The 19,409-nt window shown below is 43.2% G+C and carries 17 protein-coding genes and 1 riboswitch; of the genes, 11 read left to right on the top strand and 6 right to left on the bottom strand.

What is annotated here, in order from left to right; all coding sequences use genetic code 11:
- The first annotated feature begins 185 nt into the window (after positions 1–185).
- Positions 186–476, top strand: a complete 291-nt coding sequence (locus F542_RS05590) for a DUF496 family protein (protein ID WP_015432481.1) — start codon at positions 186–188, stop codon at positions 474–476.
- A gap of 66 nt (positions 477–542) precedes the next feature.
- Here the strand turns inward: F542_RS05590 and F542_RS05595 are convergent, their stop codons facing one another.
- From F542_RS05595 to rbfA, 3 genes are read right to left on the bottom strand one after another with little or no spacing between them, the layout of a single operon-like run.
- Positions 543–1,634, bottom strand: coding sequence for a lytic murein transglycosylase (locus tag F542_RS05595; RefSeq protein WP_015432480.1), 1,092 nt, complete (start codon positions 1,632–1,634; stop codon positions 543–545).
- A complete protein-coding gene (truB, locus tag F542_RS05600; RefSeq protein WP_025267070.1) occupies positions 1,627–2,565 on the bottom strand; it encodes a tRNA pseudouridine(55) synthase TruB in 939 nt (312 codons plus the stop codon). The genes F542_RS05595 and truB overlap by 8 nt, the downstream gene beginning before the upstream one ends.
- Complete coding sequence (gene rbfA / locus F542_RS05605) at positions 2,565–2,963, bottom strand: 30S ribosome-binding factor RbfA (RefSeq protein ID WP_015432478.1); 399 nt, start codon at positions 2,961–2,963, stop codon at positions 2,565–2,567. The genes truB and rbfA overlap by 1 nt, the downstream gene beginning before the upstream one ends.
- Positions 2,964–3,133: 170 nt before the next feature.
- Positions 3,134–3,224, top strand: a riboswitch (TPP riboswitch).
- A gap of 71 nt (positions 3,225–3,295) precedes the next feature.
- Here rbfA and F542_RS05610 point away from each other — a divergent pair.
- From F542_RS05610 to F542_RS05640, 7 genes are all read left to right on the top strand, one after another.
- Positions 3,296–4,033, top strand: coding sequence for an ABC transporter ATP-binding protein (locus F542_RS05610; RefSeq protein ID WP_025267071.1), 738 nt, complete (start codon positions 3,296–3,298; stop codon positions 4,031–4,033).
- Complete coding sequence (locus F542_RS05615) at positions 4,030–4,791, top strand: ABC transporter permease (protein WP_038445750.1); 762 nt, start codon at positions 4,030–4,032, stop codon at positions 4,789–4,791. The genes F542_RS05610 and F542_RS05615 overlap by 4 nt, the downstream gene beginning before the upstream one ends.
- A 13-nt stretch (positions 4,792–4,804) precedes the next feature.
- Entirely contained in the window at positions 4,805–5,746 is a 942-nt protein-coding gene (locus F542_RS05620; protein WP_025267073.1) for an ABC transporter substrate-binding protein, read from the top strand.
- A gap of 61 nt (positions 5,747–5,807) precedes the next feature.
- Positions 5,808–6,602 (top strand): hydroxyethylthiazole kinase, encoded by a 795-nt coding sequence (gene thiM, locus F542_RS05625; RefSeq protein WP_015432474.1) that lies wholly within the window; start codon positions 5,808–5,810, stop codon positions 6,600–6,602.
- Positions 6,595–7,398, top strand: a complete 804-nt coding sequence (gene thiD, locus F542_RS05630) for a bifunctional hydroxymethylpyrimidine kinase/phosphomethylpyrimidine kinase (protein WP_015432473.1) — start codon at positions 6,595–6,597, stop codon at positions 7,396–7,398. Before thiM ends, thiD begins: the two co-directional genes overlap by 8 nt.
- A gap of 24 nt (positions 7,399–7,422) precedes the next feature.
- A complete protein-coding gene (gene thiE / locus F542_RS05635; RefSeq protein WP_015432472.1) occupies positions 7,423–8,100 on the top strand; it encodes a thiamine phosphate synthase in 678 nt (225 codons plus the stop codon).
- Positions 8,087–9,385 carry an MFS transporter gene (locus tag F542_RS05640; RefSeq protein ID WP_015432471.1) on the top strand — a complete coding sequence of 433 codons (1,299 nt, stop codon included), beginning with the start codon at positions 8,087–8,089 and terminating at the stop codon, positions 9,383–9,385. Before thiE ends, F542_RS05640 begins: the two co-directional genes overlap by 14 nt.
- Positions 9,386–9,499: 114 nt before the next feature.
- Here the strand turns inward: F542_RS05640 and lysS are convergent, their stop codons facing one another.
- The 3 genes from lysS to fdhD form a co-directional block, all read right to left on the bottom strand.
- Positions 9,500–11,002 carry a lysine--tRNA ligase gene (gene lysS, locus F542_RS05645; protein ID WP_015432470.1) on the bottom strand — a complete coding sequence of 501 codons (1,503 nt, stop codon included), beginning with the start codon at positions 11,000–11,002 and terminating at the stop codon, positions 9,500–9,502.
- Positions 11,003–11,126: 124 nt separating this feature from the next.
- Positions 11,127–13,673 (bottom strand): DNA gyrase subunit B, encoded by a 2,547-nt coding sequence (locus F542_RS05650; protein WP_025267074.1) that lies wholly within the window; start codon positions 13,671–13,673, stop codon positions 11,127–11,129.
- 86 nt (positions 13,674–13,759) lie between these two features.
- Complete coding sequence (gene fdhD, locus F542_RS05655) at positions 13,760–14,572, bottom strand: formate dehydrogenase accessory sulfurtransferase FdhD (protein WP_025267075.1); 813 nt, start codon at positions 14,570–14,572, stop codon at positions 13,760–13,762.
- 175 nt (positions 14,573–14,747) lie between these two features.
- On the opposite strand from fdhD, the gene fdnG reads away from it, so the two are divergent.
- The 3 genes from fdnG to F542_RS05675 are packed head-to-tail and all read left to right on the top strand — an operon-like array spanning position 14,748 to position 19,397.
- Positions 14,748–17,822 (top strand): formate dehydrogenase-N subunit alpha, encoded by a 3,075-nt coding sequence (gene fdnG, locus F542_RS05665; RefSeq protein WP_144084232.1) that lies wholly within the window; start codon positions 14,748–14,750, stop codon positions 17,820–17,822.
- A gap of 2 nt (positions 17,823–17,824) precedes the next feature.
- Complete coding sequence (gene fdxH / locus F542_RS05670; protein ID WP_015432465.1) at positions 17,825–18,724, top strand: formate dehydrogenase subunit beta; 900 nt, start codon at positions 17,825–17,827, stop codon at positions 18,722–18,724.
- Positions 18,717–19,397 carry a formate dehydrogenase subunit gamma gene (locus tag F542_RS05675; protein WP_015432464.1) on the top strand — a complete coding sequence of 227 codons (681 nt, stop codon included), beginning with the start codon at positions 18,717–18,719 and terminating at the stop codon, positions 19,395–19,397. The genes fdxH and F542_RS05675 overlap by 8 nt, the downstream gene beginning before the upstream one ends.
- Positions 19,398–19,409 lie beyond the last annotated feature (12 nt).

Consider the following 19,409-nt stretch of genomic DNA (forward strand, 5'->3'; position numbering starts at 1 on the left):
CAAATAACGGCGAATTCTACCATAACTTGCAACTTGATTTACAGCAGTTTATTTGTGATTTTTTACAGAAAATTTGATCAAATGCTTTGACGATAACACATAAAAGCTCTAGCATTTGCAACGGATGAATTTATTAACTTAAGGAGTAACTCGTGGAAACAACTAATCCAAAATCTGTTCAAGACATGTTGGACTATATTCACCTCTATCGTTTAAAAAATAAACTGCTACGTGAAACTGCAGATAACGACAAAAAAATCCGCGATAATCAAAAGCGAATCTTATTATTGGATAACTTAAACCAATATATTAGTAATGACATGACCGTAGAGCAAATTCGCACAATTATTATGGATATGCGTGATGACTATGAAAATCGTGTAGATGATTACATTATTCGGAATGCAGAACTTTCCAAAGAACGTCGTGAAATTCGTAAAAAAATGGCCGACTGCTCAGCGAAGAAAACAAAATAAATACCCATAATACAAGCGGTGCAAATCTTGCAAAATTTTGCAAAAATTGCACCGCTTGTTTCATGGTTACCTTACTGCCTGTTCAATCCGATCTGCAAATTTACCAATGCTAATAGCAAAATTATTCGAGCGGTTCCAGTCCATAATCGTGCGATAGTTATTTGAGACCAAAAACGCACGCCCTACTTCTTTATCTGGACGCACTAACCATAATTTTGCACTGCGTAACGCATTTAATTTACGATTTTCCTGCTCGCTAGGATAAGCTAAATAAAGCCCCATAGATTGCCATTCAGAAAGTGATTTTGCCTGATGCTTTTCAATACCAGCAAATGAGAGATCCATTGGCTGTGCTAATTTCACTTCAACCCCCCAAGGCAGATTTTGTTCCCATCCTACTGTAGCAAGATAAGAGGCTATTGAAGCAAAAGCATCATACTGGTTTCGCCAAATGTCTTTTTTGCCATCGCCATCACCATCTGCTGCATATTTCAAATATGAGGTTGGCATAAATTGAGTTTGTCCCATTGCACCAGCCCACGATCCTTTCATTTCAGCACGATAAATCGTTCCGTTTTGTAACATTTTCATCGCATTGACAAATTCTTGAGTAAACAACGCCTCTCGTCTTCCGTCAAAAGCTAAAGTTGCCAGCACTGAGAGCACATCAAAATTACCTTGATAGCGTCCAAAGCTACTTTCCATTCCCCAAAGAGCCATTAAATATTCTTTAGGGACACCATATTTTTGGCTTGCTTTATGTAGATGAGGTTGATATTGCCACCAGCGATCTACCGCAGCATCCACCTTAGCTTGGGTTAAAACTTTATTTAAATAATTGGTTACACCGTTAGGATTAGGTGCAGGCGGAGGGGTATTTGGATCACGACGACGCGCAGCTTGTTCCTGATCTAACTCCACAGCCCGAGCCACATAATTAATATTAAACTGAGAGTTTAAAACCTTGGCAGATACGCCTTGTCCAGCGGCCTTTTGTTTTAAAAAAACAACATAATCCGTAAAATTTTGGAATGTGCGCGGTTTAGCATATTGCGCATCCAGCGCTAATGGCTTAATCTGCGACTTATCGCTAGAACAAGCAACTGCCAATAAAGTTGCAGCACTTATTAATGCAACATTACGTAATTTTTTATACATCATTATCCTTGTCTATCACTACCATTCGGCTTGGTCGAATCACATTATCTTCGCGAATTTCAGCTACACCTAAAAAGGTTCCATCTGCTGAAAATAAGCGCGCTGCACCCAGAATATGCTGCTCATTAGCAAACTTCAGCCTTTGACCAAAGCCAACAGCCTTAGTTTGCAACTCATCTAAATTTATTCTCGGCAAACGGCTCACCGCGCTATCTATCGGCAAAAGCAGCTTATCTAACGTGGCAAGCGCTTGATTTTCGGCTAAATTTTGCAAATTCTCAATGGTCATCATTCTCTCAAATGGATAATCTGCAACCGCAATACGGCGTAACATCGTCACGTGTGCCCCACAGCCTAAAGCCTCACCTAAATCATCAATTAAGGTGCGAATATAAGTTCCTTTTGAACAATGTACTTCAAGGGTCAAAAATGGTGCTTGATATTCAATAAATTTCAGCTCAAAAATGGTAATAGGACGTGCTTCACGCACTACATTAATCCCCGCACGAGCGTATTCATATAAGGGTTTACCATTATGTTTTAAAGCAGAAAACATCGTTGGTACTTGCAGAATATCACCACGAAATGCATCTAAATTCGCTAAAATATCATGCTCAGAGACATTAACGCTCCGCGTTTGCACAACTTGCCCATCTGCATCACTCGTATCTGTACGCTCCCCGAGTTTTGCGCAAACTAAATAACGTTTATCCGAATCTAATAAGAACTGCGAAAACTTAGTGGCTTCTCCTAAGCAGATAGGCAACATCCCTGTTGCTAAAGGGTCAAGCGCGCCTGTATGCCCAGCTTTATTGGCATTAAATAGCCGTTTGACCTTTTGCATAATATCGTTAGAACTAACACCCTGCGGTTTATCTAACAAAAAAATGCCATGAATATCTCTGCCTCTTTTTTTTGGTCTTCTCCCCATTATGCTTCGTTTTCCGCCTCTTCATCAACATGGCGAGCTTGGTCTTGGCGTACAACATTGGTAACCAAATTCGACATTCTCATGCCTTCAACCAACGATTTATCATAGAAGAATTTAAGCTCAGGCACGATACGCAAACGCATCGCTTTACCCACTAAGGTGCGGATATAACCTGAGGCATTATTCAAACCTGCTAGACCACGTGTAATCGCATCTTGATCATTATCGAATAAGAAGGTAACGTAAATTTTCGCATATGCCAGATCACGACTAATCTCAACATCAGATACGGTCACCATACCAATGCGCGGATCTTTTACCTCACGCTGTAAAATAACCGCAATTTCTTTTTGTAATTCTTGAGCGACACGGTCGCTACGTTTAAATTCTCTAGACATGTTCTTTTCCTAAATCATTAAGCCCAAGTGAGGGCGCAAATCGGTTGATGATAGTCTAAAAGCTAAAAATAGACAAGGTACAAACAGGCAATGCCTTTACAAAAATACATACTTGTTCACATTTTTGTAAATTCTTACTTGTTTCTTCAAGCAAACTCCCGTATAGTCTTCGCCATTAGTCGGGGTGCCGTTAAAGGCTGAGATGATACCCGTGAACCTGATTCAGTTAATGCTGCCGTAGGAAACTAATGATGCCAAGATCCCATTCTATCTCTCTCATTTATTCTATCCTGCACGCTTTGGCTTTCCGAATCCTGTAATTCGGAGGGAAAATGTGCGTTGCAATTAAGCACCTTTGCCTTGCTTTTGGCTCATGCAAGCTATTTCAGCACTTTAATTTTGAGCTTCCAAAAGGCAAGTGGACAACACTCCTCGGAAGCAGTGGCGTAGGGAAATCAACGCTGCTACGCGCCATTGCTGGGCTTGAAGATCGCGCTGTCCAAGCAGGTGAAATCTGCTTTGCCGCCAATACCCGTCTTGCTTGGCTGGCACAAACCGATGCGCTCTATCCGTGGCTGTCACTGGTTGATAACGTTCAACTTCACGCGCATTTAAGCGGTCAAAAATCAGCAGAAACTTACCAAAAAGCGGTTTATCTCCTCGAACAAGTAGGCTTATCCGATCATCTTCATAAGCCTTGCTACCAGCTTTCTGGTGGACAACGGCAACGTGTTGCCCTTGCCCGCACACTGATGCAAGAGGCTAATTTAATTTTAATGGATGAACCCTTCTCTGCCCTTGATGCTGTTACTCGCCATCAACTGCAATCCTTAGCAGTCGAGCTGTTGCGTGGTAAAACGGTACTACTGATCACACACGATCCACAAGAAGCCATTCGGGTCAGTGATGAGATTCGTATTCTTCGCGGCCTGCCTGCTGAACTTTCTACCGTTTATCCGCTAACCGGACTCACACCAAGAACACTGGAGAATCAAGCTCTTTGGCAATTACAGCAGCAATTGTTTGAGGCATTAATTAGTGAAGGAAAAACAAGCGGGGAACATCTATGAAAATTTTGCAAAAAATACCGCTTTTTCGACCGCTTGTTATCGCACTTTGTTTGCTATTTTTATGGCAAAGTGCGGTCATTTTAGGCGAAATTCCGCCCTATTTGCTGCCCTCGCCCTTTGCCGTTTGGCACAAACTCAGCGAAAACATACCGCTCTTATGGAGTCATGCGCAAATTACCCTGCTTGAAATTCTGCTTGGCTTATTACTCGGCAGTGTATTTGGCTTAGGCTCGGCATTACTGCTCACACGTTATCAACGCCTTTCCGGTTTGTTATTGCCTATTTTGGTCATTTCACAAGCCATACCGGTATTTGCAATTGCGCCGTTATTGGTTCTGTGGTTCGGCTATGGGCTGGCTTCCAAAATTATGATGACGGTGTTGATTATCTATTTCCCTGTCACCACTGCTTGTTTTGACGGCTTACGTAACACACCAAACACTTGGTTGGATTTGGCAAAAACACTACAAATTTCACCGCTTGCTATATTGTTTAAAGTCCGTCTGCCTGCGGCATTACCCTCACTGGCTTCAGGCTTACGCATCGCCGTATCCGTTGCGCCAATTGGAGCGATTGTCGGTGAATGGGTCGGTTCGTCACAAGGCTTGGGCTACCTCATGCTACATGCCAACGCCCGAATGCATACCGATCTCATGTTCGCTGCCCTATTTATCCTCATCATACAGGCTCTTGCCCTCTATTTTTTTACCGACCGGCTGCTCAGACGCCTTGTGCCTTGGGCGGCATATTTACATTAAACGGAGAAACACAATGACATTACACCGCACTTTTCTTGCCGTCGCCACATTGATGGCTGCTCAAACCCTCGTCGCGAAAGAAAAAATCAGCTTGATGCTGGATTGGTTCGTCAATCCTGATCACGCTGCCATTATTGTGGCACAGCAAAAAGGCTATTTTGCGGAACAAGGGTTAGAGGTAGAAATTATCGAACCCGCTGATCCCAGTATGCCGCCTAAATTAGTCGCTGCCGGCAAAGCAGATTTAGCGATAAATTACCAACCACAACTTCAGCAACAAGTGGCTCAAGGCTTACCCTTAGCTCGGATCGGCTCATTGATTGCGACGCCACTCAATAGCCTTGTAGTGCTGGATAACGGCAAGATCAACAGCCTTGCTGATTTAAAAGGTAAAAAAATCGGTTATTCAGTGAGTGGATTTGAAGATGCTTTATTGAAAGCCATGCTCTCGTCTGTAAACGTTTCCAAGCAAGATATTGAGCTTGTCAATGTCAATTGGTCACTCTCGCCTGCTTTACTCTCAGGGCAAGTGGATGCAGTGATTGGCGCATTCCGTAACTTTGAACTCAATCAATTAGCATTGGAAAAACATAAAGGCAAGGCATTTTTTCCCGAAGAACACGGCGTACCGGCTTATGATGAGCTGATCGTTGTCGCTCATAAAGAAAAAGCAAATCAACCCAAATTCTCGGCATTTTTAACCTCACTTGAACAAGCAACAGTTTACACCCTAAATCACCCTCACGCCGCATGGGAAGCCTTTGTGAGTTACAAACCGCAAGAGCTAAACAACGAGCTTAACCGCAGAGCTTGGACAGACACTCTACCTCGCCTTGCCCATCGCCCAAGAGCCTTAGATAGCCATCGCTATCACCGAATGGCAGAATTCTTAAACGCCCAAGGCTTAGTCAAAGAGATGCCACCATTGGAAAATTATGCCGTGGAATTAAAGTAACTTGACCTTTCCCCACACCTATAAACAGGAGAGGGGAAAATCTCTTAGTAAGGAAAGTTTTATGTGCTATTTAACTCAAATCCGCCAACAGAATCCATTGATTCACAATATCACCAATATTGTCGCCGCCAATTTTTCCGCCAACGGTCTATTAGCATTAGGTGCTTCGCCTTTGATGTCTGCCAATATCGAAGAAATGGAAGAGGTGCCCCAAATCAGCAACGGCTTGGTGATCAATATCGGTACTTTGATTGGCAAAGAATTAGAGGCAATGTTGCTTGCTGGTAAAACCGCCAATCAAATCGGCATTCCTGTTTTACTCGACCCTGTAGGGGTAGGCGCAACAAACTATCGTAAACGCGTTGTACAACGCTTGCTGAGCGAGGTTCAATTTGCCGCTATTCGCGGCAATGCTGGCGAATTGGCAACGATTGCCGGCATTGAATGGCAAGCTAAAGGGGTAGATGCCGGAAATGGGCGCGGCAACCTGATCGAAATCGCTAAAATTGTTGCCAACACATATCGCACTATTGCGGTTATCAGTGGTGAAACGGATGTGATCAGCGACGGCACACGCACAGCATTGCTTACCAATGGTACGCCTATGCTCCCCAAAATCACCGCATCAGGCTGTTTGTTAAGTGCTGTTTGCACCGCTTTTTTAAGCGTTGCCGAACCAACAGGCTATTTCGATGCACTGTGTGAGGCCTGTTCCACCTACGCAATTGCCGGTGAATTAGCTGCAGAGAAATTACAACCAAGCCAATTGGGACAATTCCAAACAAGCTTACTTGATGAATTGGGCGTGATGAGCCCACAAGCGGTCAAATTACGGGAGAAAATTGCAAATGTCTAATATTTATCAAGCCTTAACTATTGCAGGCTCAGACAGCGGTGGAGGGGCAGGCATTCAAGCCGATTTAAAAACCTTTCAAATGCGTAAGGTATTCGGCACTTCCGTTATTACTGCCGTTACTGCCCAAAATACCTTAGGAGTGTTTGATATTCACACTATTCCTCTCCCTTCAATTGAGGCTCAAATAAAGGCGGTTGCAGAGGATTTTAATATTCAAGCATTTAAAGTCGGCATGCTTGGCACAGCAGAGGTTATTGAATGCGTTGCTGAGCAAATTAAGCTGTTCGATTTGGGTACATTTGTGTTAGATCCCGTGATGATTGCTAAAGGTGGCGCGCCCTTGTTGCAACAAAATGCTATCCAAGCGCTACGAGAAACGCTGTTGCCATTGGCTGATGTTATCACGCCTAATATTCCGGAGGCAGAAGCATTAACGGGGCTCACTATTGCGAGTGAGAATAGCTTGATTAACGCTGCAGCTAAACTACAAGAGATGGGAGCAAGTACGGTAATCATCAAAGGTGGACACCGTTTTAATGCGCAAAATGAAGCTTGTGTGGATTGGGTCTTTACTCCTGAAGAACAATTTACCCTTTTTTCCCCTCGCTTTCACACGCCCCATACACACGGCACAGGCTGTACTTTTTCTGCCTGTTTGACGGCTGAACTTGCTAAGGGCAATCCATTAAAGGTAGCAATAAAAATTGCTAAAGCCTTTATTACAGAAGCAATTCGCCAGCCACTCAATATCGGACATGGACAAGGGCCAACTAATCATTGGGCATATGGACAGTGATATACAACCAACTTAAGGAGTCTTATGTTAATTAAATCTTATCTTCCACTCTACTTTATTGCTGGCACTCAAGATTGCCGAATTCACGCAGGCAATCCCGCTGAAAATTTATTATGTATTTTACGTCAAGCCCTTGAAAGCGGTATTACCTGTTTTCAATTTCGAGATAAAGGCGCATTTTCACTCGAAAATCAGCCGGAAAAACAGCATGCACTAGCTCTAGCCTGCCGCGATCTTTGCCGAACATATAATGTACCCTTTATTGTCAATGATAACGTCAAACTTGCATTTGAACTTGAGGCAGATGGCATTCATGTGGGGCAAAGCGATACTCCAGTTACCGAAATTCGGCAAAAAGCCAAACAGCCATTCATTATCGGGTTATCAGTTAATACACTTGAACAAGCAAAATTTAGCAATATGGATCCGGCAATTGATTACTTTGGCATTGGCCCCGTATTTCCTACACAATCCAAAACAGATCCCAAGCCGGTAGTCGGCATGGAATTTATCCATACATTGAGAAAACATGGTATCACTAAACCACTCGTTGCTATTGGAGGCATAAAGCCCGAGAATGTACAACCACTCCGAGACTCTGGTGCAGATGGTGTAGCAGTGATTAGTGCTATTAGTCATGCTGAAAATGTGCCACAAGCGGTCAATTTTTTGCTAAAAGGTGCAAACCATGCAAAAAAATAACCCAACTAGAGTCGCAACTGCCGCAATGATCGGTACGACAATTGAGTATTTTGATAATTATATTTACACCATGGCTGCAGTGCTAATTTTTAATCACCAGTTTTTTAATAGTCATGACCCAATGTCAAACCAAATTGCCTCACTCGCCACCCTTGCTCTCGCCATTTTTGCCCGACCACTCGGTGCCGTGCTATTCGGGCATGTTGGCGATAAATTTGGACGAAAGCGAGCATTAGTTGCTTCATTGCTACTTATGGGGTTATCGACCATGATGATCGGCTTACTACCAAACTATGCTGCACTGGGTATTTGGGCTACGCTACTACTCTGTCTTTGCCGTATTGGACAAGGCATAGCTCTCGGTGGTGAATGGGCTGGTGCCGCATTAGTTGCCACTGAAAATGCACCTAATCACCAGCGCGGCTGGTTTGGCATTTTTCCACAACTTGGTGCCCCAATAGGCTTGTTGCTCGCCAATGGTGCCTTTTTCTTAACCACGGCACTATTTGGGCAACAAGCCTTTTTAGATTGGGCTTGGCGTATTCCTTTTCTTGCTTCGTTAATACTGGTTGCTATTGGTTTGTATATTCGTGTGAATTTGCATGAAAGTAGAGTATTTTTAAAAGCCGAGCAGCAGGGTAAAACGGTACACTTACCCGCCAAAGCTGTCTTTACCCTGCATTTCCGCCCGTTTATACTTGGCGTATTACTCGCTACAGCAGGTTACGTACTGTTCTATATTTTAATTGCTTTTGCTCAACTCTATGCCAAAAACCCAACAGCCCTTTCGCCACAAGGACATCCACTAGGCTTAGGATTAGATAGTGCGCTGTTTACCCGCTTGCTACTGATTAACTCTGTGGTTTTTGCCATTAGTATTGCGCTGTCTGGTTTGGGGATTCAGCTAATTGGACGCAGAATATGGATGTTGCTTTTTACCGCATTAACCGCAGTGTTCGGTTTAGCCCTGCCAGTGTTTTTGCAAAATGGCTCAGAACTATCATTATTTTGGTTCTTAGCCGTGGGAATGATCTTAATCGGTGCAACATTTGGCCCGCTTTCAATCTTATTGCCTGAATTATTCCCAACAGAAGCTCGCTATTCTGGTGCCGCCCTTGCTTATACTATTGCAGGTATTTTAGGTGGAAGTGTAGCAACTATCATCGCGATTCAGTTGAACAACCACTATGGTATCTTCGGTGTTGGGTTGTATTTAGCATTCAATTCATTGATTTCTTGCTTTGCGTTGTGGAAGATTAAAGAGACGAAAAATATAACGTGGTAAAAGAGAGACAAGCGCTTGTTTTTTGCATTTTTTCTGCAATTTACCAGCGCTTGAGCAACAAAAAACGCCATATCAAACCCGAGTCTGTTGATATGGCGTTATCTTATCGTAACATTATTTTTGACGCATTGCAGGGAATAAGATCACATCACGGATTGATGGTGCGTTAGCAAAAATCATCGCTAAGCGGTCAATACCTAAACCCTCACCTGCTGTTGGTGGCAAGCCGTGTTCAAGTGCGACAACGAAATCATCATCGTAGAACATCGCTTCATCATCGCCCGCTTCTTTCGCAGCAACTTGAGCGTGGAAACGTTCAGCTTGGTCTTCCGCATCGTTTAATTCTGAGAAGCCATTACCAATTTCACGTCCGCCAATAAATAGCTCAAAACGGTCGGTCACTTCTGGATTCTCATCGTTGCGGCGAGCCAGTGGCGAAATCTCCGCAGGGTGTGCCATTAAGAAAGTTGGTTGGATCAATTGATGCTCTGCCACTTCTTCAAAAATGGCATTCACCACTGAGCCTAATCCCCACGATTTTTGGATTTCAATACCTAAACCTTTGGCAATTTCAACGGATTTCTCGAAGCTATCTAAGTCTTCACGAGTGATGCCGTTACCATATTTTACAATCGCATCGTGCATAGTAATACGCTCGAATGGTTTGCCAAAATCAAACACATATTCACCATATGGCACATCGGTTGTACCTAGAATATCTAATGCCAGTTTGCGTAATAGCTCTTCAGTGTTATCCATTAAATCGTGGTAATCCGCATAGGCTTGGTAGTATTCAATCATGGTAAATTCTGGATTATGGCGAACAGATACCCCTTCATTACGGAAATTGCGGTTTAATTCAAATACCCGCTCAAAACCACCTACCACTAAGCGTTTGAGATAAAGTTCTGGTGCAATACGCAGATACATATCTACATCTAACGCATTATGGTGTGTAATAAATGGTTTTGCCGCTGCTCCACCCGGAATAACTTGCAACATCGGCGTTTCTACTTCAATAAAGCCACGCTCTAAGAAGAATTGGCGAATACCCGAAACCACTTGCGAGCGAATCATAAAAGTACGACGAGATTGCTCGTTTGAAATTAAATCTAAATAACGCTGGCGATAGCGGGTTTCCATATCCGTCAAGCCTTTGTGTTTTTCAGGCAATGGACGCAACGCTTTCGTTAATAATTTAAATTGATGGGCTTTAACTGTCAGTTCACCCGTCTTTGTTTTAAACAGGCTACCGCTTGCCCAAACAATATCGCCTAAATCAAGCATTGCGATAAGCTCCGCATATTCACCTTCTGGTAAATTATCACGGGCAATATAGAGCTGAATGTCACCACTGACATCATGAATCGTCGCAAATGCAGCTTTACCCATCACACGGCGTAACATTACACGTCCTGCAACTACCGCAGGAATATTTTGCTCTTTTAACGCTTCGCCATCAGTTTCATCATATTGTTTGTGTAAATCGGCCGCTAAATGTTCACGGCGATAAGTATTTGGAAAGGGGTTGCCTTTGGCTCGAAGTTGGGCTAGTTTTTCACGGCGAGCAAGCATTTCGCCATTAAGATCTAATTCTTGATTTTCTTGTTCTGACATTGTATTACCTTAAATGAAAAGAATTCGTTTCAAAAATGGGGAATTATACGGGATTTAACCACTTTTGGCTAAACAAGCGGGCAGATTTTGCAAATTTTCTGCAAAGCCAACCCGCTTGCCAATACTAAATATCTAATGTTGCATTTAATGCATTATCTTCAATAAATTCACGGCGTGGTTCAACCTCATCGCCCATTAACGTGCTAAACAGCTGATCTGCCAAGATCGCATCGGTGATTTTCACCTGCAACATCTTACGTGCATCTGGGTTCATTGTAGTTTCACGCAGCTCTTTCGGGTTCATTTCACCTAACCCTTTATAGCGTTGGATAGAAAGTCCACGGCGAGATTCATTAATTAGCCATTCTATCGCTTCTTTAAAGCTACTCACCTCTTTACGACGCTCCCCACGCATCACATAAGCGCTTGGTTCTAGTAAACCTTGCAGTTGTAAACCTAATTTACTGATTTTGGCATACTCTGCACCGCTGATGAAATTGTAATCTAAGCGATATTTAGTGGTAACACCGTGCGTCGTGATAGCGATTTCTGGTTCATAAATTTGGCGTTCATTATTCAATACAACCTCACCCTGATAAAGGCTACCATGCGTCTCTTCTGCAATCAGTTTTTCTACCAAGTTTGCTAACCAAGCGGTCGCTTTTTCCTGATTTTTTGCAACATCATCGTTAAACAATGGCTGATAAACGAGCTGATTAAGTAAATTGGTCGGATAACGGCGGCTCAATCGTTCAAACATTTTTTGCACTTCGTTGTATTCGCTAATTAAACTTTCCAACGCCACACTGCTCATCGCAGGCGCATCCGCACTGGCATATAGTGCCGCATTTTCCAACGCTAAACTTAATTCATAGGTTTGCATTTCTTCATCGTCTAAGATGTAGTGTTTATTTTTACCTTTCTCCACGGAATACAGTGGCGGTTGGGCGATATAAACATAACCACGTTCAATAAGCTCCGGCATTTGACGATAGAAGAACGTTAAAAGCAATGTACGAATATGCGCACCGTCCACGTCCGCATCGGTCATAATCACGATTTTGTGATAGCGTAATTTTTCAGGGTTAAATTCATCACGCCCAATACCTGCACCAAAAGTGGTAATCAATGCCGTAATTTCTTGTGATGAAAGCATTTTGTCAAAACGGGCTTTTTCTACGTTGAGAATTTTCCCTTTAAGTGGCAAGACCGCTTGATAGTTACTATCACGCCCTTGTTTTGCCGAGCCCCCCGCAGAATCCCCCTCCACAAGGAAAAGCTCGCATTGACTTGGATCGCTTTCGTGGCAATCTGCTAACTTACCTGGTAATCCCCCCAGTGAGAATACCCCTTTCCGCGCAATCGTTTCACGAGCTTTGGCAGCTGCCGCTCGTCCACGAGCTGCAAGTAAGACTTTTCTTACAATGGCTTTGGCATCTTCTGGGTGTTCATTCAGATATTCTTGCAACGCTTCGTTCATTGTGGTTTCTACCACCGTTCGCACTTCGCTAGATACCAGTTTATCTTTGGTTTGTGATGAGAATTTTGGATCTGGTACTTTTACCGATACCACAGCCACCAATCCTTCACGAGCGTCATCACCTTTGACTTTGATTTTTTTCTCGTCTTTGGTCAGTTTTGCGACATCGCTATCCATATATTTGGTGATCGAGTTACTTAATGCACCACGAAAACCGGTTAAATGCGTACCACCATCACGTTGTGGAATGTTGTTAGTAAAACAATAGACGGCTTCATTCAATGCATTTCGCCATTGAATCGCAATTTCTACACCTACTCCCTCTTTTTCAGCGGAATAATAGAATGGCGTACTGTGAATTGCACCGTTTTTATTTTCTACTTCGCCTTCTTTTTTCTTGGATTTTTTCTTGTTCTCTTCTTCGTCATCTTCTGAGACAAGATCTTCATCGTATTCTGCTTGCTTATCGTCTTTTTTATTGTTAATCAAATAATCCACGAAAGCTTGAATACCGCCTTGATAATGGAAATGATCTTGTGTGCCGTCACGCTCATCGACTAGTTTAATAGACACACCAGAATTTAGGAATGAAAGTTCACGCAAGCGATTTTTCAAAATCGCATATTCAAATTCGGTTTTATTTTTGAAAATATCAAGACTTGGCCAGAAACGTACGCAAGTGCCGGTTTTATCCGTATCACCAATCACCGCCAGTGGTGCTTCTGGCTCACCTAAATGATAAATTTGTTCGTGAATATGCCCTTCACGGCGAATAGTAAGCTGTAATTTGGAAGAAAGTGCATTTACCACCGATACCCCCACGCCGTGTAAACCACCTGACACTTTATAAGAGTTATCATCAAATTTACCACCAGCGTGTAATACCGTCATAATCACTTCGGCGGCTGAAACACCTTCTTCAGGGTGAATCCCAACAGGAATACCACGTCCATCATCTTGTACTGACACAGAATTATCGGAATAAATAGTAACAATGATATCGTTACAATGCCCAGCAAGGGCTTCGTCAATAGAGTTATCTACGACTTCAAACACCATATGGTGCAAACCAGTACCATCATCGGTGTCACCAATATACATACCAGGGCGTTTACGTACGGCATCTAAGCCACGCAAAACTTTAATGCTGGAAGAATCGTAGTTGCTTTGATTTTGCTCTTGCTCTGACATTCTGTCGTTCCTTAAATAATGTAAGCGGTCAAAAGACCGCTAAAAAATGCAAAAAATTGGGTGGGATTATAGCAGAAAAAACAAGGTTAATCTAATGCCAATCTATCACTTCCTGAATAGATTGTGGCTCTCCCTTTGCGGGTAAATGCTAATAGGGTAAACCCATTTTCCTCTGCCATTTGCTGCGCCATTTCGGTAGTAGCAGAAATCGCACAGAGCATTTCAATTCCGCAGGCTAGGCACTTTTGTACCATTTCAAAACTGGCTCGGCTGGTCACAAAGACAAAACCTAATGGGCTATCCGCTTTAGCATACCAACCGAGTAATTTATCCAGTGCAACGTGTCTTCCAACATCTTCTCGAATCGCTAACATTTTACCTTCGGGGGTAAAAAATGCCGCGGCGTGGCTTGCCCCAGTCTCTTTTGCGAGTGTTTGCGCATTTTCAAGCTGGGCTAAGCAATGATTAAAAATAAGCGGAGACACCGCCTGCAAGCGGTCAGTTTGTACAAAATTTCTGCCATCTTGTTGCACTTGCTCTAATTGCTCTACCCCACAAATACCGCAACCTGTTCTCCCTGCCATTGAGCGGCGTTTTGCTTTTAATTCGGTAAAACGGCGAGTGCTGATTTCCATTTGAATTTCAATGCCATTGCAGTGCGATATAATATCTAGCCCATAAAGCTCTTTTTTATTGAGCAGAATGCCTTCAGCAAGTGAAAATCCCAATGCAAAATCAGCCAAATCTTGTGGTGTACACATCATTACCGTGTGAGAAATGCCATTGTAAACGAGTGCAACGGGTACTTCTGAAATTAAATTATCCTGTTGATTTTTAATGGAAAAAGAACCATTCTCAATAACCAATCGTTTTGCTGGGATTTTTTTGATCGAACTCACATTATTTCCTAAAAATTGGGGTAAAAAGTAGTTTAATTTGTTAAAAAAATGTATCATTTATGCCATTGATAAAGTCGTAGTAAGTGTTCATCACCCTTCGACTAACTCATCGGTTTAGCACTCGCTAATTTTATTGTAAGTAAGACATGACCGCAAATGCGGTTTTGGAGTGATTATGTTACAGGTCAATAGAAGAAAATTCTTTAAGATCTGTGCAGGTGGTATGGCAGGCACATCTGCGGCTATGTTGGGGTTTGCCCCAGCACAAGCCTTAGCTGCGCCTCGTGAATACAAATTGCTACGGGCAAAAGAAACCCGTCAAACCTGTACATACTGTGCAGTCGGCTGCGGTATGCTGATGTACAGCTTAGGTGGCGATGCCACAATGAATAGTAAAGGGAAGCTGATTCATATTGAAGGCGACCCTGACCACCCAGTCAGTCGTGGCGCATTGTGCCCGAAAGGCGCAGGCGCATTAGACTATGTCAATAGTGATCGCCGTGTGAAATATCCAGAAGTGCGTGAACCGGGTTCAACAGAGTGGAAACGCATTTCTTGGCATGAGGCAATTGAGCGTATTGCACGCCATATGAAAGATGATCGTGATGCGAATTTCATTGAGAAGAATGCCGAAGGCACCCCTGTCAATCACTGGCTTACTGCTGGTTTCTTAGCTGGCTCTGCATGCAGTAACGAAACAGGTTTGCTCACACAAAAATTTGTACGTGCACTCGGTATTACCTTCACTGATAACCAAGCGAGTATCTGACACGGACCAACGGTAGCAAGTCTTGCTCCATCATTTGGTCGCGGTGCGATGACCAATCACTGGGTTGATATTAAAAACTCTGACCTCGTTATTGTAATGGGCGGTAATGCTGCCGAAGCTCACCCTGTCGGTTTCCGCTGGGCGATTGAGGCAAAAAAACAAAACGGTGCGAAGTTAATGGTGGTTGATCCACGCTTTAACCGCTCTGCTGCTGTTGCCGATATTTATATGCCATTACGTTCAGGCACGGATATTGCCTTCCTTTCTGGTGTGATTAACTATTTGTTACAAAACGATAAAATTCAGCACGAATACGTTAAGCACTATACTAATGCAACATTCTTAATCAATGATGGTTTTAAATTTGAAGATGGGCTTTTCACAGGCTACGATGAAGCCACTCGAACTTACAAAGACAAATCTACTTGGGCATACCAATTTGATGAGAATGGTGAACCGTTACGAGACATGACAATGCAGCACCCTCGCTGTGTAATCAATGTCTTAAAAGAACACGTTTCTCGCTACACTCCTGAAATGGTAGAACGCATTACAGGTACCTCACAAAAAGATTTCCACATCTTCTGTGAAGAAATCGCTAAAACAGCCGCGCCTGACAAAGCAGCCACATTCTTGTATGCTCTTGGCTGGACTCAACACACAGTGGGTTCACAAAACATTCGTACAATGGCAATGATTCAGTTGCTTTGCGGAAATATCGGTGTTGCCGGCGGTGGGGTAAATGCGTTGCGTGGACACTCCAATGTGCAAGGTATTACCGATTTAGGGCTATTCCCAAATCGTTTACCAGCTTATTTACCATTGCCAACCGAAAGCGATACCAGCTTAGAATCATTCTTAAATCGTATTACCCCTAAAAAAATGGGTAAAGATCAAACTAACTACTGGGGTAATACGCCAAAATTCTTCATCAGTATGATGAAATCATTCTTTGGCGATAAAGCAACTGCTGAAAATGAATTTGGTTTCCACTACCTGCCGAAATTAGAAAAAGGTGGTATGGATCATATGCGTTTCATTGAAAAAATGTATGAAGGCAAGGTAAACGGCTATTTCTGCCAAGGCATGAATCCTGTTGCTTCTTATCCAAATTCGGGCAAAATTATCAAGGCACTGAGTAATTTAAAATACTTAGTAATCTTTGATCCACTCATTACTGATACCTCCGAATTCTGGATGAATCATGGGGAATTTAACGATGTAGATCCTGCACAGATTCAAACCGAGGTATTCCGCTTGCCAACCACCTGCTTCGCAGAAGAAGATGGCTCAATCGCTAACTCTGGGCGTTGGTTGCAATGGCACTGGAAAGCTGCTGATGCTCCATTTGAGGCAAAACCTGATGTGGAGATTCTCTCAGAACTTCGTGCGGAATTGTTAGCTCTTTATGCAAAAGAGGGCGGAAAAGCACCACTTGCAGGTTTAGAAGCAATGAGTTGGAACTATGCAAACCCTCGTGATCCAAAAGCAGAGGAACTAGCGAAAGAGAACAATGGTTATGCATTAGTCGATCTCAAAGATGCTAACGGTAATCTTGTCGTGAAAAAAGGTGAATTACTACCAAGTTTTGCTTTTATGCGTGATGATGGAACAACCTCTGGTGCATGCTGGATCTACACCGGACAATGGACGCAAAAAGGTAACCAAATGGCAAACCGTGATAACTCTGACCCGTCAGGTTTAGGTAACACACTAGGTTGGGCATTTGCATGGCCAGTGAATCGCCGTATCCTCTATAACCGTGCTTCTGCGGATTTAGCAGGCAACCCATGGAATCCAAAACGTCAGCTCGTGAAATGGAATGGTACAAACTGGAACTATATTGATGTTGCCGACTTTGGTACAGCCCCTCCAAATAGTCCGACAATGCCGTTTATTATGCAGCCTGAGGGGGTAAGTGGCTTATTTGTGCGTGAACGTATGGTGGACGGACCTTTCCCTGAACACTACGAGCCAATGGAAACACCAATTGGCACAAATCCATTACACCCAAATGTGGTACAAAGTCCTGTGGCTCGCATTTTACCGTCTGATAAAGCAGATCTTGGTACAAGCGATGAGTTTCCATATGTGGGTACCACTTACCGCTTAACCGAGCATTTCCACTACTGGACAAAGAACTCGCTGATTAACGTTGTCGCTCAACCTGAGCAATTTGTTGAAATTAGCGAAGCCTTAGCGGTGGGAAAAGGCATTAGCAATGGCGACCGAGTGCGTGTTTGGTCTAAACGTGGCGAAATTAAATGTGTTGCCTTAGTTACCAAACGGATCCGTCCGCTTGTTTCTGACGGTAAACCGATTCATACGGTAGGGATTCCTATTCACTGGGGCTTTGCTGCGACCACCAAAGCAAAAAAAGGTTATTTTGCTAATAACTTAACTGTCCGTTCTGGTGATGCAAATACACAAACCCCTGAGTCAAAATGTATGTTAGTAAACATTGAGAAAATCGGAGGCTAAAAATGGGTGTAGTTCAATCTCAAAACATTATTAAAGCCTCTGCAACTTCGGCTTTAACGCCTGCTCCACAAGCAAGAAACCATCAAGTTGAAGTAGCAAAACTGATTGATGTTTCTGCTTGTATCGGCTGTAAAGCTTGTCAGGTTGGTTGTTCTGAATGGAATGATATTCGGGCAGAACCGCAAAACTGTGTTGGGGTTTACGATAACCCCGCCGATCTCAACGCTAAAGCATGGACAGTAATGCGATTTAATGAGGTGGAAGAAAATGAACGTTTGGAATGGCTTATCCGCAAAGATGGTTGTATGCACTGCTCCGAACCAGGCTGTTTGAAATCTTGCCCAGCACCGGGGGCGATCATTCAATATGCCAATGGCATTGTGGATTTCCAATCGGACAAATGTATCGGCTGCGGATACTGTATCGCAGGTTGTCCGTTTAACATTCCAAGAATGAATCCAGAAGATAACCGTGTGTATAAATGTACTCTCTGTGTAGATCGTGTAACCGTCGGTCAAGAACCTGCTTGCGTGAAAACTTGCCCAACTGGTGCAATCCAATTTGGTAGCAAAGAAGAGATGAAACACTATGCGGAAAAACGCATTGCAGATCTGAAATCTCGTGGCTATGAGAATGCAGGACTTTATGACCCAGAAGGGGTCGGCGGTACGCACGTGATGTATGTATTACACCACGCTGACAAGCCAGAACTTTATTCAGGCTTACCAAAAGATCCGCAAATTGACCCAACAATTACGCTCTGGAAAGACGTGCTCAAACCAGTCGCTGCGGTATCAATGGCAGGCTTGGCGTTAAGTGCGGCTGCACACTATATTGCTATTGGCCCAAATAACGAAGAAGACGTGGAAGAGCACCACGAGCAAGGAGGAAAACATGAGTAAGGTTCAGATCAGTAACGATCACAAAATCATACGCCATAAAACGCCTGCTCGTTTGAGTCACTGGCTATTAGTGATCTGCTTCTTTGTAACGGGCTTATCCGGCTTAGCATTTTTCTTCCCTGATTTTGCTTGGCTCACGGAGATCCTTGGCACACCACAAATTGCCCGTTTCATTCATCCATTCACTGGTATTATTATGTTTGTTGCCTTTGTAAATATGGTACGTATCTACTGGCACCATAATATCCCAGAAAAAAATGACTGGGTATGGCTTAAAAACATTGTGGAAGTACTAAAAGGCAATGAACACGCAGTTTCAGACAATGGCAAGTATAATCTTGGGCAGAAATTGTTATTCTGGACGCTTATTCTTGCTATGTTTACCTTGCTTACAACAGGTATCATTATGTGGCGACAATACTTCTCACATAATTTCTCAATTCCTGTAATCCGCATTGCAATCTTCCTGCACTCATTCAGTGCCTTTATGCTCTTTACCGGTATTATGGTGCACATGTATATGGCATTTTGGGTGAAAGGCTCTATTCGAGGAATGGTGGAAGGCTGGGTAACGGTGCGTTGGGCGAAAAAACATCACCCACGTTGGTATCGAGAAGAGGTTTTGCCTGAGCTTGAAAAAGAATTAAAAGCTCAGCAAGACTCAATAAAATAATAGCAAAATGCG

This window comes from Bibersteinia trehalosi USDA-ARS-USMARC-188 (assembly GCF_000521725.1).
In the GTDB taxonomy this organism is placed as follows: Bacteria; Pseudomonadota; Gammaproteobacteria; order Enterobacterales; family Pasteurellaceae; genus Bibersteinia; species Bibersteinia trehalosi.

Coding starts and splice junctions, on each gene's coding strand:
- F542_RS05590 (WP_015432481.1), top strand. CDS start 186: ATGTTGGACTATATTCACCTCTATCGTTTAAAAAATAAACTGCTACGT.
- F542_RS05595 (WP_015432480.1), bottom strand. CDS start 1,634: ATGTATAAAAAATTACGTAATGTTGCATTAATAAGTGCTGCAACTTTA.
- truB (WP_025267070.1), bottom strand. CDS start 2,565: ATGGGGAGAAGACCAAAAAAAAGAGGCAGAGATATTCATGGCATTTTT.
- rbfA (WP_015432478.1), bottom strand. CDS start 2,963: ATGTCTAGAGAATTTAAACGTAGCGACCGTGTCGCTCAAGAATTACAA.
- F542_RS05610 (WP_025267071.1), top strand. CDS start 3,296: ATGTGCGTTGCAATTAAGCACCTTTGCCTTGCTTTTGGCTCATGCAAG.
- F542_RS05615 (WP_038445750.1), top strand. CDS start 4,030: ATGAAAATTTTGCAAAAAATACCGCTTTTTCGACCGCTTGTTATCGCA.
- F542_RS05620 (WP_025267073.1), top strand. CDS start 4,805: ATGACATTACACCGCACTTTTCTTGCCGTCGCCACATTGATGGCTGCT.
- thiM (WP_015432474.1), top strand. CDS start 5,808: ATGTGCTATTTAACTCAAATCCGCCAACAGAATCCATTGATTCACAAT.
- thiD (WP_015432473.1), top strand. CDS start 6,595: ATGTCTAATATTTATCAAGCCTTAACTATTGCAGGCTCAGACAGCGGT.
- thiE (WP_015432472.1), top strand. CDS start 7,423: ATGTTAATTAAATCTTATCTTCCACTCTACTTTATTGCTGGCACTCAA.
- F542_RS05640 (WP_015432471.1), top strand. CDS start 8,087: ATGCAAAAAAATAACCCAACTAGAGTCGCAACTGCCGCAATGATCGGT.
- lysS (WP_015432470.1), bottom strand. CDS start 11,002: ATGTCAGAACAAGAAAATCAAGAATTAGATCTTAATGGCGAAATGCTT.
- F542_RS05650 (WP_025267074.1), bottom strand. CDS start 13,673: ATGTCAGAGCAAGAGCAAAATCAAAGCAACTACGATTCTTCCAGCATT.
- fdxH (WP_015432465.1), top strand. CDS start 17,825: ATGGGTGTAGTTCAATCTCAAAACATTATTAAAGCCTCTGCAACTTCG.
- F542_RS05675 (WP_015432464.1), top strand. CDS start 18,717: ATGAGTAAGGTTCAGATCAGTAACGATCACAAAATCATACGCCATAAA.